Origin of the sequence: Pseudomonas sp. YQ_5, from assembly GCF_043103305.1 — a bacterium.
GTDB lineage: Bacteria > Pseudomonadota > Gammaproteobacteria > Pseudomonadales > Pseudomonadaceae > Aquipseudomonas > Aquipseudomonas putida_Y.
Genome location: NZ_JBICJS010000101.1, coordinates 1 through 15,845, shown reverse-complemented (window position 1 = coordinate 15,845; position 15,845 = coordinate 1). Strand labels below are relative to the sequence as shown.

At 61.9% G+C, this 15,845-nt stretch carries 18 protein-coding genes; 8 read left to right on the top strand and 10 right to left on the bottom strand.

The window, feature by feature from the left end:
• The first annotated feature begins 300 nt into the window (after positions 1 to 300).
• The 4 genes from ACF8EA_RS23715 to ACF8EA_RS23700 all read left to right on the top strand — a co-directional run bounded on the left by ACF8EA_RS23715 (position 301) and on the right by ACF8EA_RS23700 (position 2,103).
• The gene (locus tag ACF8EA_RS23715; RefSeq protein ID WP_003250099.1) at positions 301 to 705 is read left to right on the top strand and encodes a TraR/DksA family transcriptional regulator; all 405 of its coding nucleotides are present in this window, start codon (positions 301 to 303) and stop codon (positions 703 to 705) included.
• Between the two features lie 178 nt (positions 706 to 883).
• On the top strand, positions 884 to 1,078 hold the full coding sequence (locus tag ACF8EA_RS23710; protein WP_021783195.1) for a hypothetical protein: 195 nt from the start codon (positions 884 to 886) through the stop codon (positions 1,076 to 1,078).
• A 345-nt stretch (positions 1,079 to 1,423) separates the two neighbouring features.
• Positions 1,424 to 1,894, top strand: coding sequence for a hypothetical protein (locus ACF8EA_RS23705; RefSeq protein ID WP_003250101.1), 471 nt, complete (start codon positions 1,424 to 1,426; stop codon positions 1,892 to 1,894).
• Positions 1,891 to 2,103 (top strand): hypothetical protein, encoded by a 213-nt coding sequence (locus tag ACF8EA_RS23700; protein ID WP_103469257.1) that lies wholly within the window; start codon positions 1,891 to 1,893, stop codon positions 2,101 to 2,103. The genes ACF8EA_RS23705 and ACF8EA_RS23700 overlap by 4 nt, the downstream gene beginning before the upstream one ends.
• Before the next feature lie 12 nt (positions 2,104 to 2,115).
• Here the strand turns inward: ACF8EA_RS23700 and ACF8EA_RS23695 are convergent, their stop codons facing one another.
• The 7 genes from ACF8EA_RS23695 to ACF8EA_RS23665 form a co-directional block, all read right to left on the bottom strand.
• Positions 2,116 to 2,481, bottom strand: coding sequence for a Na+/H+ antiporter subunit G (locus ACF8EA_RS23695; RefSeq protein WP_021783193.1), 366 nt, complete (start codon positions 2,479 to 2,481; stop codon positions 2,116 to 2,118).
• A complete protein-coding gene (locus ACF8EA_RS23690) occupies positions 2,478 to 2,756 on the bottom strand; it encodes a K+/H+ antiporter subunit F (RefSeq protein ID WP_021783192.1) in 279 nt (92 codons plus the stop codon). The genes ACF8EA_RS23695 and ACF8EA_RS23690 overlap by 4 nt, the downstream gene beginning before the upstream one ends.
• Positions 2,753 to 3,241 (bottom strand): Na+/H+ antiporter subunit E, encoded by a 489-nt coding sequence (locus ACF8EA_RS23685; RefSeq protein ID WP_021783191.1) that lies wholly within the window; start codon positions 3,239 to 3,241, stop codon positions 2,753 to 2,755. The genes ACF8EA_RS23690 and ACF8EA_RS23685 overlap by 4 nt, the downstream gene beginning before the upstream one ends.
• The gene (locus tag ACF8EA_RS23680) at positions 3,238 to 4,917 is read right to left on the bottom strand and encodes a monovalent cation/H+ antiporter subunit D (RefSeq protein WP_135192918.1); all 1,680 of its coding nucleotides are present in this window, start codon (positions 4,915 to 4,917) and stop codon (positions 3,238 to 3,240) included. The genes ACF8EA_RS23685 and ACF8EA_RS23680 overlap by 4 nt, the downstream gene beginning before the upstream one ends.
• Complete coding sequence (locus ACF8EA_RS23675) at positions 4,914 to 5,258, bottom strand: Na+/H+ antiporter subunit C (protein ID WP_003250128.1); 345 nt, start codon at positions 5,256 to 5,258, stop codon at positions 4,914 to 4,916. The genes ACF8EA_RS23680 and ACF8EA_RS23675 overlap by 4 nt, the downstream gene beginning before the upstream one ends.
• The gene (locus tag ACF8EA_RS23670; protein ID WP_021783189.1) at positions 5,258 to 8,173 is read right to left on the bottom strand and encodes a monovalent cation/H+ antiporter subunit A; all 2,916 of its coding nucleotides are present in this window, start codon (positions 8,171 to 8,173) and stop codon (positions 5,258 to 5,260) included. Before ACF8EA_RS23670 ends, ACF8EA_RS23675 begins: the two co-directional genes overlap by 1 nt.
• 150 nt (positions 8,174 to 8,323) lie before the next feature.
• Complete coding sequence (locus tag ACF8EA_RS23665) at positions 8,324 to 9,274, bottom strand: DMT family transporter (protein WP_103444032.1); 951 nt, start codon at positions 9,272 to 9,274, stop codon at positions 8,324 to 8,326.
• Between the two features lie 84 nt (positions 9,275 to 9,358).
• Between ACF8EA_RS23665 and ACF8EA_RS23660 the strand changes: the two genes are divergently transcribed.
• Entirely contained in the window at positions 9,359 to 9,922 is a 564-nt protein-coding gene (locus ACF8EA_RS23660; RefSeq protein WP_135192917.1) for a helix-turn-helix domain-containing protein, read from the top strand.
• Positions 9,923 to 9,971: 49 nt separating this feature from the next.
• On the opposite strand, the gene ACF8EA_RS23655 is transcribed toward ACF8EA_RS23660, so the two are convergent.
• Positions 9,972 to 10,520 carry a cysteine hydrolase family protein gene (locus tag ACF8EA_RS23655; protein WP_021783186.1) on the bottom strand — a complete coding sequence of 183 codons (549 nt, stop codon included), beginning with the start codon at positions 10,518 to 10,520 and terminating at the stop codon, positions 9,972 to 9,974.
• An 82-nt stretch (positions 10,521 to 10,602) separates the two neighbouring features.
• Between ACF8EA_RS23655 and ACF8EA_RS23650 the strand changes: the two genes are divergently transcribed.
• From ACF8EA_RS23650 to ACF8EA_RS23640, 3 genes are all read left to right on the top strand, one after another.
• Positions 10,603 to 11,595, top strand: a complete 993-nt coding sequence (locus ACF8EA_RS23650) for a GlxA family transcriptional regulator (protein WP_135192916.1) — start codon at positions 10,603 to 10,605, stop codon at positions 11,593 to 11,595.
• A gap of 81 nt (positions 11,596 to 11,676) precedes the next feature.
• Positions 11,677 to 12,057: an antibiotic biosynthesis monooxygenase gene (locus ACF8EA_RS23645; protein ID WP_021783184.1), complete on the top strand. Its 381-nt coding sequence runs from the start codon at positions 11,677 to 11,679 to the stop codon at positions 12,055 to 12,057.
• A 217-nt stretch (positions 12,058 to 12,274) separates the two neighbouring features.
• Positions 12,275 to 14,083 (top strand): aminopeptidase P family protein, encoded by a 1,809-nt coding sequence (locus ACF8EA_RS23640; RefSeq protein ID WP_392523473.1) that lies wholly within the window; start codon positions 12,275 to 12,277, stop codon positions 14,081 to 14,083.
• Positions 14,084 to 14,122: 39 nt separating this feature from the next.
• On the opposite strand, the gene ACF8EA_RS23635 is transcribed toward ACF8EA_RS23640, so the two are convergent.
• Together ACF8EA_RS23635 and rhtA are read right to left on the bottom strand one after the other, a co-directional pair.
• On the bottom strand, positions 14,123 to 14,404 hold the full coding sequence (locus tag ACF8EA_RS23635; protein WP_021783182.1) for a hypothetical protein: 282 nt from the start codon (positions 14,402 to 14,404) through the stop codon (positions 14,123 to 14,125).
• Positions 14,405 to 14,596: 192 nt separating this feature from the next.
• Complete coding sequence (gene rhtA, locus ACF8EA_RS23630) at positions 14,597 to 15,484, bottom strand: threonine/homoserine exporter RhtA (RefSeq protein ID WP_021783181.1); 888 nt, start codon at positions 15,482 to 15,484, stop codon at positions 14,597 to 14,599.
• Positions 15,485 to 15,845: the final 361 nt, after the last annotated feature.

Genomic DNA, 15,845 nt, shown 5'->3' with positions numbered 1-15,845 from the left:
GGCAACGGCAACGGCAACGGCAACGGCAACGGCAACGGCAACGGCAACGGCAGGCGGATGGGCCCTACCGGAATCACAGTTTGCTACTGGCCCTGCAGCTGAGCTGGGGTGCCGACCGGCGGATTGTCAGCAGTGGAAGCAAATTCGCACCCATTTGCAGTTGCTCCACGCCGCTTGGCGCCTTAGACTGCCGCCCCCTGTAAAAGAGTGCCGGTTGGCGCTTGAAGAATTCCGCTGTCGATGCATAGGCATCGGCGGCACATGAATCGCCCAAATGCACATTTTTTCATAGAGAAATCGATGACCAAGGAACAGTTGCTGGCCATGTCGGCCGATGACTACATGAACGCCGACCAGCTTGCTTTCTTTACTGAGCTGCTGCAGGCGATGAAAGTCGAAACCCATGAACGCATCGAGCTCAGCCGCACCACCATCGAAGGCCTGGACACCCCGTCAGACCCTGCCGACGTGGCTTCGGTCGAAGAAGAACGTAGCTGGCTGGTAAATGCCATCGACCGCGACCAGCGCCTGCTGCCACAGCTGGAAATGGCCCTGGACCGTATTGCCGACGAAAGCTTCGGCTGGTGCGATGACAGTGGTGAGCCCATCGGCCTGAAGCGCTTGCTGATCAGCCCGACCACCAAGTACTGCATCGAAGCCCAGGAGCGCCACGAGCAGCTCGATCGCCACCAGCGCCAGGTATAAATCCGCGCGCGGTGCAAAGCCCCTCGGAGCAATCCCTGGGGCTTTTTGCGTTTCTCGTCGATACCGTTTTTGTTGCGCTGTAAGAAACACTGCTGTACCGGGATGCGCTGTTTCCGCGCCATTGTCAGGCGTATCATGGCTTTATCGTTAGGGTGCTAATTAAGTTCCGGAGGGAATGATGAATAGCCGAGTCGATGTGGCTGTAATGATAGGGTCGGGCGTGCCGGCCACCTTCCAGGCGCTGGGCAAGCGCATTTGCTGGGTGGTGCTGGTCAATGGCGAGCGCCGCGGCACCGCCTTCGCCACGCGCGAGGAAGCGCTTGAGTGTCAGGCTGCCTGGCAGCAGCAACTGAAGAAAGGGCTGGCTGCCTGAAAATGTTTATTGCCTCTCGACGGGTTTCGGTGTTTTCGGGCATATTTGTCCTACAGTAATGCGCACATGGATGCCAGGGCTTGTCTTCTTGCAGGCTCACTCCGTTGGTTGCGTTTTCTGGCGAAAGATTTCAGGCATCACGCTTCCCAAGCCGGGAATGAGCCAAACGCCTTCGGTTGAGGGCGAGTCTGGCAAACCAGAGTAAAGATTCCTGCGCGCTGCATCGTCAGCGAGCACAGACACTTCGCATATCGCTTTATTACTCTTTTTGCCTATCGATAAGAAATGGCCGCGCCTCCCCGAGCTTGGGTGAGGGCGGGTTGTAACCGGTTGAGGATTACTTCATTGGCAGTCAGCACACTTGATACGCATGCGTTGTTCGCCCTGGGCGACTTGCGCGGTAAATTGGCCCAACTGTTTCAGGGCCGCTTCATCTATGTCACCGAACAGAGTCCCGAAGGCTTGTACATGGCCGAAATCGACACCGAGAGTGCACTGGTGGTCGATGACAAGCAGCGCCTTGAATTGAAAGTCGGCGACCACTTTCGTGCTGCCGTATTGCCTAGCCGCGAAGGTGGCAAGCTGGAAATGCGCTTTCGCGAAATCAAGTTGAATGTGTATGGCGTTGGCGACTACGCCTTCGTTTCTGTGCCGGAAGGCGAGGGCATCGTGTTTCGTGAAGGCCATGGCGTGATGCTGGTATTCGCCGCGCAGCAACAAGTGCAGGAAGGCCTGGGCAAGTTGCTTAAAGCAGTGACCGGCAAGGTCGCCAAATGGCGCAAGGGTGAACTGACCACCTTCAAGGCCAGTGAATGATCGACAGTGACGACGCACCGGCCTCGCGGGCCGAGTTTCATCGGCAGCACCAGGCCGATGCCGTGGCTGAGGCAGAACGTTTGCTGGCCGGGCGTGAGAGGCTGCAAGGCGCCTGGTTGAACTGGGTGGCGGCTGAGCTCTATCGCCTTAGCCCGCCGCCATATGCCGCCATGGTCCGGCGCGAGTTGCAGCGCCTGAGCCAAGGTTGAGACGGCAAACCTTCAATTGCCACGGTCTCGGCCGCTGCTGACTTCTTCAGGCACCGGCTCTTTCGCCATGCGCTTGCGGAACAGTGCCGCCCGTGCCAGCAACAGCGTGGTGATCGGCACGGTGATCGACAGCAGGATAGGAATCAGCCACGCGTGCAGCACAGGGGTGCCCTTGAGCCACGAAAAGTAGATGATCGAGGCCAGTGCAACGCACCAGGCGCCAAGGGTCGAGGCCAGCGCTGGCGGGTGCATGCGCTGGAAGTAGTCTTTCAGGCGTACCAGGCCTATGGCGCCGACCAGGGCGAACAGGCTGCCGGTGAGCAGCAGCGCGGCCGTGACCAGTTCCAGCCAGAACGGCAGTACCAGGGCTTCAGTCATTCGATCACCTCTCCGCGCAGCAGAAACTTGGCCAGGGCAAACGAGCCGACGAAACCAAACAGCGCAATCAGCAGGGCACCTTCGAAGTAGGTGTCACTGGCATAACGGATACCCAGCACCAGCATGGTGAGCATGGCCAGGATGTAAAGGTAGTCCAGGGCCAGCACGCGGTCTTGGGCGGAGGGGCCACGGAACAGCCGGATCAGCGTCAGGCCCATGGCCAGGGCGAAGATGAACAGGCTGGCGAGGACGGCATTGGCGAGCAGGCCTGTCATTGGAAAATCTCCATCAGCGGGCGTTCGTAAGTGTCCTTGAAGTGCTGTATGAAGGCCGCTTCATCGTCCAGCTCAAACACATGCACCAACAGCACACTGCGGTCCAGTGCCAGTTCGGACCAGACTGTGCCAGGCACCACCGTAGTGATCATCGACAGCGCTGCCAGGCCGTGGGGGTCACGCAATGCCAGTGGTATGTGAACGAACGCCGAGCGTAGCGGCTGCTTGCCGGCCCGCAGCACACCACGGGCCACCAGCAGGTTGGAGATGATCACATCGATGCCGACCCGACCGATCAGCCGGGCGATGACCAGGGGGCGCCGTACGTGGGCATGCTGCGGGCGCAGGGGCGCCATCAACAGTGGCGCCAGTATGCCAAGTGCGGCGCCCAGCAACAGGTTGCCGGGGCTGACCGAGAGGTTCAGCAGCAGCCACAGGCCGAACAGCGAGACCGATAGCAGTGGGGCGGGGAACAGTCGGTTCATGGCTGCACCTGTACGTCGCGCGAGGTGGGGCCAGGAATCGGCCGGGCGGCCATCACGGCTTCGATATAGGTATCGGGGGCCTGCAGGCTGGCGGCAGTGTCCTGGGTGTAGCGCAGCAACGGCTCGGCTTTGAGGCTGAGGATGAGGCACAGGCCGAGCAGGATGACGATGGGCAGGCATTCATAGCGCCGCAGCACCGGTGACGGGCGCTCTTCGGGCTTCCAGAAACGCTGGATGCCGACGCGGCCGAAGGCGATCAGCGAGGCCATGCCGGACAGGATCAGCAACGCTACCAGGCCCCAGCCGGCGGCACTCAGCGGCTGCTCGGCCGGCACGCCCAGGCCCAGTGGATTGAACAGCGCGCTGATCAGGTTGAGCTTGCCGACAAAGCCTGACAGTGGCGGCATGCCGATGATCAGCAGTGCGCAGGCGATGAAGCTGAGGCCGAGGAAGGCCATGGTCCACGGGATGATCTGGCCGATTACCACCTGCTGTTCATCATCGAGGTTGATGCCCTTGGGCGGGTGCAGCGATTCCAGTGGCGGGGGCATGGCGTCTTCTTCTTCGTCCAGCGGCGCTTCATTGGCCGAGCGCGAGCGCTCGACCAATTCGGCGAGCAGGAACAGTGCACACAGCGCAAGGGTCGAGTTGACCAGGTAGAACAGCGCCGCGCCGGTCAGTGCCGCCTGAGCAAAACCCACCGCGCCAAGCAGGGTGCCGGCCGAGACCAGGATACTGAGTGCCGCCATACGTTCCAGGCGCTGTGCCGCCAGGATTGATACCGCTGCCACCGCCAGGGTAACCAGTCCGCCGTAAATCAGCCATTCGCCGCCGAAATGCGCAGAGGCCCCGGCCTGCCCGGAGAACAGCAGCGTCCACAGGCGCAGCACGGCGTACAGGCCGACTTTGGTCATGATGGCGAACAATGCAGCCACCGGTGCGCTGGCTGACGCGTAAGCTGGCACCAGCCAGAAGTTCAGTGGCCAGATACCGGCCTTGACCAGGAAGGCCACGGCCAGGATTGCCGCACCGGCATGCAGCAGGCCACGGTCGGCTTCCGGTACCAGTGGAACCTTCAGCGCGAGGTCAGCCATGTTCAGGGTGCCAGTTACGCCATACAGCATCGCTGCGCCGATCAGGAACAGCGACGAGGCAAACAGGTTGATGGCGATGTAGTGCAGGCCGGCGCGCACCCGCGCACGCCCCGAACCATGCAGCAGCAAGCCATAGGAGGCGGCCAGCAGCACTTCGAAGAAGACGAACAGGTTGAACAGGTCGGCGGTGAGGAAAGCGCCATACAGCCCCATCAGTTGAATCTGGAACAGTGCATGGAAGCTGGCCCCTGCACCGTCCCAGCGGGCACGGGCAAACAGCAGGGCGCTGAAACCGATGACCCCGGTCAGGCTCAGCAAGAGCGCGGACAGGTGGTCCACCACCAGCACGATGCCAAACGGCGCTGGCCAGTTGCCCGGCAGGTACACGCCGATCGATGCTGCCTGGCCCTGGGTGCGCACCCACAGCAGCAGAGAGACCGCGATTGCAAGGCCGGTGAAGGTTGACAGCAGGTTCAGACTGGCCTTGATATGCCTGTGCTTTTCACCCAGCAGCAACATGATCGCCGCTGTAATCAGCGGCAGCAGGATGGGGGCGACAATCAGTTGGCTCATACCACTCATTCGTCACGCTCCCGGCCATCCACGTGGTCGGTACCGGTCAGGCCGCGCGAGGCCAGCAGCACCACCAGGAACAGCGCGGTCATGGCGAAACTGATGACGATGGCGGTGAGCACCAGTGCCTGCGGCAGCGGGTCGGTGTAGTGCAGCAGGTCCTGGGTAACGCCATCCTTGATGATTGGTTCCTTGCCGATGAACAGGCTGCCCATGCTGAAGATGAACAGGTTGACCCCGTACGAAAGCAGGCACAGGCCCATGATCACCTGATAGGTACGCGGGCGCAGGATCAGCCACACTCCGGAGGCAGCCAGTACGCCGATGGCGACTGCAATCACTTCTTCCATCAGGCGGCTCCTGCTTGGCTGGTTTTTGCCGGGTTGCCCGGGCGGTAGGCGCGCACCGACTGGTGCGCCAGGGCCGTGAGGATCAGCAGGGTCGAGCCGACCACAACGGTGTACACGCCGATATCGAAGAACAGCGCGCTGGCCACGTGTACATCACCCAGCAGTGGCAGGTGCAAGTGGGCGGTATGGGTGGTGAGGAACGGATAACCCAGCAGCATGGCGCCGACACCGGTCAGGGTCGCGCACAGCAGCCCGGTACCCATCCAGCGCAGCGGCCGCAGGCTCATCTGTGCTTCGACCCACTGGGTGCCGGCCACCATGTACTGGAGGATGAACGCCACCGACATCACCAGGCCAGCGACAAACCCGCCACCGGGCTGGTTGTGCCCGCGCATGAACAGGTACATCGACACCAGCAAGGCGATCGGCAGCAGCAGGCGCACCAGTGCTGCAGGCACCATCATGAACCCCAGCGCGGTATCGGTGGCATGCCGCGGGTTGATCAGGTCGGTGACCACGTCCGGCGCCAACTGGCGCTGTTGCGCTGGCAGCTGCATGCTCTCTTTCGGAGGGCGGAAGCGCCGCAGCAGGGCGAACACGGTCAGTGCCACAGCCACCAGTACGGTGATTTCACCGAGGGTATCGAAGCCGCGGAAGTCGACCAGCATGACATTGACCACATTGGTGCCGCCGCCCTGAGGCAATGCCCGGCTCAAGTAGAACGAGGAAATGTCGTTGGGCGTCGGTCGGGTCAGCATGGCGTACGACAGCACGGCCATGCCGCCACCCACCAGCACGGCCAGCAGCAAGTCGCGCAGGCGGCGCATGCGCGCGCGCTCCAGGCTGCCAGGCAGCGGTGACACGCCTTCGATACGCCTAGGCAGCCAACGCAGGCCGAGCAGGATCAGCACGGTGGTGACCACTTCCACCACCAGCTGGGTCAGCGCCAGGTCCGGCGCAGAGAACCAGACGAAGGTAATGCAGGTCATCAGGCCGCAGACGCTGACCATGATCAGGGCCGCCAGACGGTGGTACTTGGCTTGATAAGCGGCGCCGATGGCGCAGGCAATCGCGATCAACCACAGGGCGACGAACACGCCCGAACCCGGAATCTTCGGGCGGTCACCCCAGCTCAGGCCGCTATAGAACATAGGCGTGAGGCCCGCGAGGAACGCGGCGAATACCAGCATGAATAGCTGCGACTGCAGGCGCCGGGTGGTGAGCAAGCGCTCGAGGCGACGCGCCAGCAGCATCAGATGAACCTGGCCATGCTCGAACAGCCGCTTGCCATTGAAACGCTCGATCACGGGGGGGGAGGGGAAGCGGCCCAGGCGCAGTTGCTTGCGCAGCAGCAGGTACAGGACGATGCCGCCGCTCATGGCTACCAGGCTCATGACCATCGGTGCGTTCCAGCCATGCCAGATGGCCAGGCTGTACTCGGGCAGGGTACCGCCAACCACCGGCAGGGCTGCAGCGGCCAACAGGGGGCCGACCGACTGGGCGGGGAAGATGCCCACTACCAGGCAGGTGAGCACCAGCAACTCGACTGGAGCACGCATCCAGCGTGGCGGCTCGTGCGGGGTATGGGGCAGGTCCTGAGCCGTCGGCCCGAAGAACACATCGACGGTAAAGCGCAGGGCATAGGCCACGCTGAAGGTGCCAGCCAGGGTGGCGATTACCGGCAGCGTGGCCTCGACCCAGGCGGTAGAACTGATGAACACCGTCTCGGCGAAGAACATTTCCTTCGACAGGAAGCCGTTCATCAGCGGTACGCCGGCCATCGAGGCGCTGGCGACCATCGCCAGGGTCGCGGTATAGGGCACCAGGCGGACGAGGCCGCTGAGGCGGCGAATGTCACGGGTGCCGCTCTCGTGGTCGATGATGCCGGCGGCCATGAACAGCGAGGCCTTGAAGGTGGCATGGTTGAGAATGTGGAATACCGCGGCAACGGCAGCCAGCGGGCTGTTCAGGCCAAGCAGCAGGGTAATCAGGCCCAGGTGGCTGATGGTCGAATAGGCCAGCAGGCCCTTGAGGTCATTCTGGAACATGGCGGCGAATGCGCCGAGCAGCAGGGTGAGGGCACCGGCACCGCCGACGATCCAGAACCACTCCTCGCTACCGGAAAGTACCGGCCACAGGCGTGCCAGCAGGAACACCCCGGCCTTGACCATGGTGGCAGAGTGTAAATAGGCCGACACCGGCGTGGGCGCTGCCATGGCGTGGGGCAGCCAGAACTGGAAGGGGAACTGTGCGCTCTTGGTCAGGGCGCCGATGAGGATCAGGGGCAGCAGCACCGGGTAAAGCGCATGCTGGCGGATGATGTGACCGGCAGCCAGGACCTTGTCCAGGTCGTAGCTGCCGACCACATGGCCGAGCAGCAGTGCCCCTACCAGCAGGCACAAGCCGCCTGCGCCGGTTACCATCAGCGCCATGTAGGCGCCGCGACGGGCATCGGCGCGGTGGTGCCAGTAGCCAATCAGCAGGAAGGAGAACAGGCTGGTCAGTTCCCAGAAGAACACCAGCTGGATCAGGTTGCCGGAGATGACCAGACCGAGCATGGCGCCCATGAAGGCCAGGAAGAACGCGAAGAAGCGTGGCACCGGGTCTTGCGGCGACATGTAGTAGCGGGCATACAGCGATACCAGTGTGCCAATGCCCAGTACCAGCAACGAGAACAGCCAGGCAAAGCCGTCCATGCGCAAGACCAGGTTCATCCCCAGGCTGGGTAGCCACAGGAACTCTTCGCGAATGACGCCACCATGGGCAATCTGAGGGTACAGAAGTGCTACCTGGACGGTACCGACCAGGGCTACGAGCCCGGCAAGAATGGACTCGGCGTTACGTGCGTTGTGCGGCAGCACAGCTGCCAGGCAACTGCCCAAGAACGGCAGAAGCAATAGCACTATCAAGGACATAGCGGCCTATTCTGGAGAAGTTTGCAAAGAATCATACGTGCCGAGGTGTTTATCACCAACACGCAAGCTGTCGCAGAATCCTACAAACAGGCTGTGACAAGCGGTTTTTTTATAACAGTTCTTTACAAAGAATAGCCGCTGTTGACCCTTTCACAGCCCGGCCTGACGTTCGCCTTGATGCTGCACATCGCGTGCTTCGACGCTTTCGCGAGGGCGCCGCACCTTGAGTTCACTGACCACCACCGCGACCACGATCAGCAGGCCGCCGAGCAGCGCAACGCCCGGCAGGCGCTCGCCGGCCAGGCGCCCGACGATGCCGGCCCACACCGGTTCACCGGCATAGATGAGCGTGGCGCGGGTAGGCGAGACCGACTTCTGGGCCCAGTTCATCGCCACTTGAATCACCGCACTCATTGCGCCCAGGCCGACTGCGCTGGCCAGCAGAAGCCAGGAAAAGTCGGGGATGCGCTCCTGGGTCGGCACGATCATCAGAAACGCCAGCAGCGATGCGGTGGCAAGTTGCACCACAGTCACCCGGCGCACATCGACCTGGCCGGCGTAGCGGCTGATCAGGATGATTTCACCGGCGATGGCCACGGCGCTGACCAAGGTGACCAGTTCGCCCTCGCTGAAACGCAGACTGCCGCCTTCCGGGCCGGCCAGCAGCATCAGACCGATGAATGCAAGGCAGATACCCATGCTGGGCATCAGGCCGGGCCGCCGGCCCAGCACCAGCCACTGCAGCAGCGGCACAAACGGCACGTACAACGCAGTGATGAACGCTGACTGGCTGCTGCTGATGGTTTGCAGGCCCATGGTCTGCAGGCCATAGCCGAGCATGATCGACACGCCGATCAGCATGCCGGCCTTCAGCTCGGTGAAGGTCAGGCCGGGCAGCGCTCGCGCCGAGACCACGCCAACGAACAGCGCGGCTGCTGCAAAGCGCAGGCCGACGAAGAACATCGGGCCGCTGACGGTCATCACGTTATGCACCAGCAGGAAAGTGCCGCCCCACAACATGGTGATGAATACCAGCACCAGTTCGGCCTTGCTCAGGCGGAAGGTGACGGCAGGGGTAGGCTTGCTGCTGGGCTGGTTCATGGTCTTGCACACTCGGAAAGGGCGGCGCACAATCGCCGCAAAAGTGGGCAGTATACTGCGCAATCTTGATCAGTGAGCAATATAGTGCACAAGGATTCTTCGCACCGGGCATCGGTGCTGCAACATGTCAGCCTCAATGTGCGCAGTCTGCGCAACGCCGCCGGCTTGAGTCAGGCGGCGCTCGCCGAGCGTTCAGGGGTCAGCCGGCGCATGCTGGTCGCGATCGAGGCGGGCGAGAAGAATGTCAGCCTGACCACATTGGACCGGATTGCCGAAGCCTTGGGCGTGGCCTTCAGTACTTTGATCCAGGCGCCAGACCTGCGCGACCCCGGGCGCATTGAAGAGCTGGCCTGGGCTGGCGAACACCCCCAGAGCAGAGCGGTGTTGCTGGGCACCAGCCCGGCAAGGCGCGAGGTGGAACTTTGGGAGTGGACCCTGGCACCGGGGGAGTGCTATTGCAGTGAGGCCGATGCCGAAGGATGGAGTGAGCAGATTTATGTGGTCGATGGGCAACTGACGCTGATCATCGAAGATATCGAGCATCGCTTGCAGGCGGGGCGGTTCCATGTGTTCCCCAGCAATTGCCGGTATGCCTACCGCAACGATGGCGTGACGGCTGTGCGGTTTGTGCGCAATGTGGTGATTTGAGTGTGCAGGTGTTGGGGCTGCTGTGCAGCCTCAACAGGTCTCAAGCCGATCAGTTTTTCAGCAGCTCATCGGTCTTCACCACATTGGCATAGGCAAACGCCAACGCCGCCATCGCCGAGTCATGCACATGAGCCGCCGGCACCTGTTTGCCGTCGAACGCCAGTGGCAGGGTTGCGCAGGCATCGTGCGCCACGGTCACTTGATAGCCCAGGTCGGCCGCAGCCCGGGTGGCGGCGTCAATGCACATGTGGCTCATGCTGCCGACGATGGTCAGCGCCTCGACGCCATGCCGGTCCAGCGTGTGCTCGAGATCGGTGCCGAGGAAGGCATTGACCTTGTGCTTGAGCACCACGGGCTCCCCCGGTAATGGCTCGACCTTGGCGTGGATGGCCGCGCCTTGCGAACCGGGGGTAAAGAATGGTGCATCGGCAGTGTCGAACTCATGCCGCACATGCACCACCAGATCGCCGCGCTGGCGTGCTGCTGCCAGTAAGCGGGCAGCGTTGTCGGCCGCCTGGTCGGCGCCATCGAGGGTCCATTTGCCGCCCGGGAAGTAGTCGTTCTGGATGTCGATGATGATCAGTGCCTGCTTGTTCATGCTGCCTCCTGTGGCAGTAGTCGTCGAGAGACGTTAGTTATAGGCTGTGTTCACTTACCTGAGGATTGGCGCGAACGACACTATGCGGGCAAAAACTGACACCTCAGCCAACCTCGATATCGGCTTGCTGCTGTACCCCGGCGTCCAGCGCGCCGCTGTGCATGGCCTGGCCGACCTGTTCCTGGTGGCCAACCGGGTTGCGGCCGAACTGGGGGCCGTCGAGCTGCCGCACATTCGGGTCAGTTGCTGGCAGGCAGATGAGGCAGGGCAGTTGTTGCCAGCATCGGATAGCTCTGCTGTCGCCGCATCGGGCTTGCGCGTACTGATCATTCCGCCAAGCCTGGAGTCGGCTCCGCAAGCTGAGTTGCTGGAGCGTCACCGTGCGTCGCTGTGTCTGATGCACGGGCGTGGTACGGTGCTGGCGTCGGTATGTATCGGGGTATTTTTCATTGCTGCCAGCGGTTTGCTCGATGGGCGCCCGGCCTGCACGCACTGGAACTATGTGCATGCGCTTGCCCAGCGCTTCCCCAAGGTGCGGGTAGAGGCCCAGCAGCCATTGCTGGATGACGGCGACATCGTGACCTCGGCGGGGTTGATGGCCTGGACTGACTTGGGCTTGCGTCTGCTGGAGCGCTTTGTGGGGGCAACGGTGGCACAGGAGACCGCCCGCTATCTGGCGGTCGATCCGGTCGCGGCGCCGCTGCCCGGAGTTGTCTTCAGCCCGCGCCTAGACCACGGCGACGAGGCCGTGTTGAAGGTGCAGCACTGGTTGCAGGGCAATGGCGGGCAGGATGCCGACCTGAGCACGATGGCTGCCTGCGCGGGGCTGGAGGAGCGCACTTTCTTGCGGCGCTTTCGTGCAGCTACCGGGCTGCGCCCGACCGAGTATTGCCAGCAGGTGAGGGTAGGTCGGGCGTGCCGTTTGCTGGAGTTCACCCGGCGCAACGTCGAACAGATCGCGTGGGGTGTCGGCTACCAGGACCCGGGTGCGTTTCGCAAGGTGTTCCAGCGTGTCACCGGCCTTACCCCGAGTGATTATCGGCGACGGTTTGCGGTGTCCGGTCAGGGTATGTAGAAACCACTTGACCTTGACTTTACTTGAGGTTTTACCCTGCACGGCATCGCGCTGCATGCGTCCGTAGCCAGGAGACTGTCGATGTTGGCAAAACCTCATGCCTTGTGGTTCACCCAGATGATCGAATACGAAGTGCCCAGCATGTGCCAGCAGGCATTGGCCCACGCCCTGGTGGTGCGTAGTGAGGCGCTGGCTGCGCGTTGCGAAGGGCTGCAGGGTGTGAGTATCCAGGCCAGCGACGATGGCAGCCGGGTGTTGCAATACCTGCAATGGCAGTCACGCCAGGCCTGGGCTGCGGCAGCCGTGCACTTCGTCGAGGCGTCGTTTCTTGACCTGCTGGGCAAGCATCAGGCGCGAAGCATCAACTTCGCCGCCTACCAGGCCCTGCGCAGCCTAGTGCGCGGTGACGATGGCGTCCTGCATTGCCAGGTGGGCGGGCATCAGGCATACCAAGGTGCGTAGCGCTGTGTGCAATGATTGTGCTGCATGTGAAGTCTTCGTCCTGGGGCGTTCAGCGGAACTTGATCAGTGATCCTGGCCCTGTTGTAGGAAGTGTCTTGTTGGCTCAGGGCGTGGCGGGCAATGCATGCCGTATCTTGGTCGTCGCGATTGCAGCGCTCTGGCGGCTGTTCCATTATCGGTTTATTGGATAAACCGTTATGAAGCCGCAGGAGAGCGCATGAACGTCCAGACCACCCTTGAGCAAAGCGTGCCGCAGCGACTGGTGCACGTGCGCCAAGTCATGGCGGCAGAGGGCATCGATGCCTTGCTGGTACCCTCTGCCGATCCCCATCTTTCCGAATACCTGCCCGGTTACTGGCAGGGGCGTCAGTGGCTTTCGGGGTTTCAGGGCTCGGTCGGTACGTTGGTGGTCACCCCCGGGTTTGCCGGCCTGTGGGTCGATAGCCGGTACTGGGAGCAGGCGGCTCACGAGCTGGAGGGCAGCGGCATCGAACTGATGAAACTGTTGCCGGGCAAACCCGGGGCGCTGGAATGGTTGGGCGAAAACGTCGAGCGCAACGGTCGCGTGGCAGTGGATGGCGCGGTCATGGCCCTGGCTTCGGCGCGCCAACTGGGTGAGCGGCTGAAGGCGCGTGGAGCGCGGCTGGTGACTGACATGGACCTGCTGGGTCAGGTCTGGGACGGGCGCCCGGCGCTGCCAGGTAACCCGGTGTACCAGCACTTGCCGCCACACGCCACGGTGAACCGGGCGGAAAAGCTCGCGCAATTGCGCCAGGGCATCCAGGCCAAGGGGGCCGAGTGGCACTTCATCGCGACTCTGGACGACATTGCCTGGCTGTTCAACCTGCGCGGAAGCGATGTCTCCTACAATCCGGTTTTCCTGGCCTTTGCCCTGATCAATCAGCAGCAGGCCATCCTGTTCGTGGGTCAGGACAAGGTGGACGCGCACCTGCGTCACGTGCTGGAGGTCGACGGCATCGAGGTGCGTGACTATAGCGAAGCAGGCAAGGCGCTAGGCACCGTTCCCGCGGGGGCGCGGCTGCTGGTGGATCCGGCCCGGGTCACCTGCGGCCTGCTGGACAACCTGGCGGCAGAGGTGGTGCTTGTCGAGGGGCTCAACCCCACCACGCTGAGCAAGTCTTGCAAGGGTGACGACGACCTGGTGCACATTCGCCAGGTCATGGAGCAGGACGGCGCGGCCTTGTGCGAATTTTTCGCCTGGTTCGAGGCGAATCTCGGCCGGGAGATCATTACCGAGCTGACGGTTGACGAGCAATTGAGTGCCGCGCGTGCTCGGCGCCCGAACTTCGTGTCGCTGAGTTTTTCTACCATCGCCGCCTTCAATGGCAATGGCGCGATGCCACACTACCGTGCCACCGAGCAGTCGCATGCGCTCATCGAGGGTAATGGCTTGCTGCTGATCGACTCGGGCGGTCAATACCTGGGCGGCACTACCGACATCACCCGCATGGTGCCGGTCGGTAACCCCAGCCAGGCGCAGAAGCAGGACTGCACCCGTGTGCTCAAGGGCATGATTGCCCTGTCGCGTGCCACGTTCCCGCGAGGGGTGTTGTCGCCGTTGCTCGACGCCATTGCCCGGGCGCCGATCTGGGCTGATCAGGTCGATTACGGTCATGGTACCGGTCACGGGGTGGGCTACTTCATGAACGTGCACGAGGGGCCTCAAGTGATCGCCTACCAGGCGGCACCTGCACCGCAGACGGCGATGCAAGCGGGCATGATCAGCTCGATCGAACCGGGTACGTACCGGCCGGGGCAGTGGGGTGTACGCATCGAGAACCTGGTGGTCAACCGCGAAGCGGGCAAGAGTGCCTTCGGTGACTTCCTGCACTTCGAGACCTTGACGCTGTGCCCTATCGACACCCGCTGTCTGTTGCCCGAGTTGCTGACCAGGGAAGAGGTGGAGTGGCTGAACGGCTATCACGCCCATGTGCGTGAGCGTCTGGCGCCCTTGCTCCAAGGGGAGGCACTGGCCTGGATGGAAGAGCGTACTGCACCGCTGTAAGGCAGATGAAAAAGGGCAGTTTTCGAGCTGCCCTTTTCTCTATTTACAGATGACGATCATGCTACGGCTGGTGTAACCCGCCGGGTTGATGCCGAACAAGTAGTCACCCGCTTCTTCATCGTTGTCGCCCGAGCGTGCAATGACCCGGTAGCCGCGCGTGCTGCAGGAGCTTGCCGCCTTGCTGTAGCAATTGTCCCACGAGGAAGAAAGGCCGGAGCAGTTGATATGCAGGCCCTTCTTGCCCCTTTTGACCTCGGTCTTGGCTGTGGCGGCACATCCAGCAATAGCCAAGATGGCCAGGATGAGAAAAATTCGTTTCATTCCTGTCCTTAAATGCAGGGCAAATCAGTTGTCTCGACCCTGTCGTTGTCGCTTTGGTTCTTCCTGAACCTTCCCCCAGTGTCCGTGTTCGGCCCAGTAGATAGCGTAAAGATGATGATTCTGTGACAGCTTAATCAGCGAGACGGGCTGCTACAATCACTAATCCCGTCTCAAATGAAAATATTTCTCATATCAGTCTGCCGCTATGGCTGGGCTGGGCGCCTTGCGCATGGACAGGGTAGTGCCGACCGAGGCGGTAATGATTGCCAGAATCGCAAGCCATTGGGTAAGCGTCAGCACCTCACCGAGGAACAGCAGCCCGGACAATGCGCCGAATGCCGGTTCGATGCTCATCAGGGTGCCGAACGTGCGCGCCGGGATTCGCGTCAGGGCAACCATTTCCAGGCTGTATGGCAAGGCGGTGGACAGTATTGCAACGGCCAACGCCATGGGGATCACGGCAGGTGTGAGCAGAGCGCTGCCAGCGTGGGCGATACCGATGGGGGCGACGAACAGGGCCGCGACTACCACCCCCAGGGCCGCGCTCTGAATGCCATGCTCGGCGCCTGCGCGTTGTCCGAACAGGATGTACAGCGCCCAGCACACACCTGCTCCCAGCGCATAGGCGGCGCCCAGTGGGTCGAGTGCCTGGCCGCTTTGGCCTGCCGGCAGCAACAGCAGCAGGCCGGCGATGGCCAGGGCAATCCACAGGAAATCGATCGGTCGGCGCGAGGAGAGGATCGCCACGGCCAGTGGGCCGGTGAATTCCAGGGCCACGGCGATACCGATCGGCACCGTTTGCAGGGCCATATAGAAGAGGAAGTTCATGCCGCCCAGTGCCATGCCGTAGATCACCACGTTGCGCAACGTGCTGGCGGTCATGCGTACCCGCCACGGGCGCAATATGAGTAGCATGATGATGCTGGCAAAAATCAGACGCAGGGTGGTGGTGCCTTGTGCGCCGATGATCGGGAACATGCTTTTGGCCAGAGAGGCGCCGGACTGAATCGATGCCATGGCGATAAGCAGTAGGCCGATTGGGAAGAGGGTGGCGGCCAGGCTGCGGGTCTGGGTGTTCATTTAAGTGCGGCAATCCTTGGGCGGGGGAAGTGATGAGCAATATAGTGCGCAATTGGTGGGGTGGGTGGTAGCCCTCAAGTGGGTTTACCAGAAATATTTCAAATCATTGAAATTAAAGGTTGACCTTCTCGATGGCCTCCCTATAATGCGCACCACTCCAACGCGGTAGCGAAGCAAAGCTAGCCACTGTGTTGAGTCAAGTGTTTGAAGCTAAACGAGTTTCTCGCAAAAAACTTCAAAATAAACGCTTGACAGGCTCTGAGGAATGCGTAGAATGCGCGCCTCGGTTGAGACGAAAAGCTCTTAACCAAACGCTCTTTAACAAATCGAATCAAGCAATTCGTGTGGGTGCTTGTGAGTA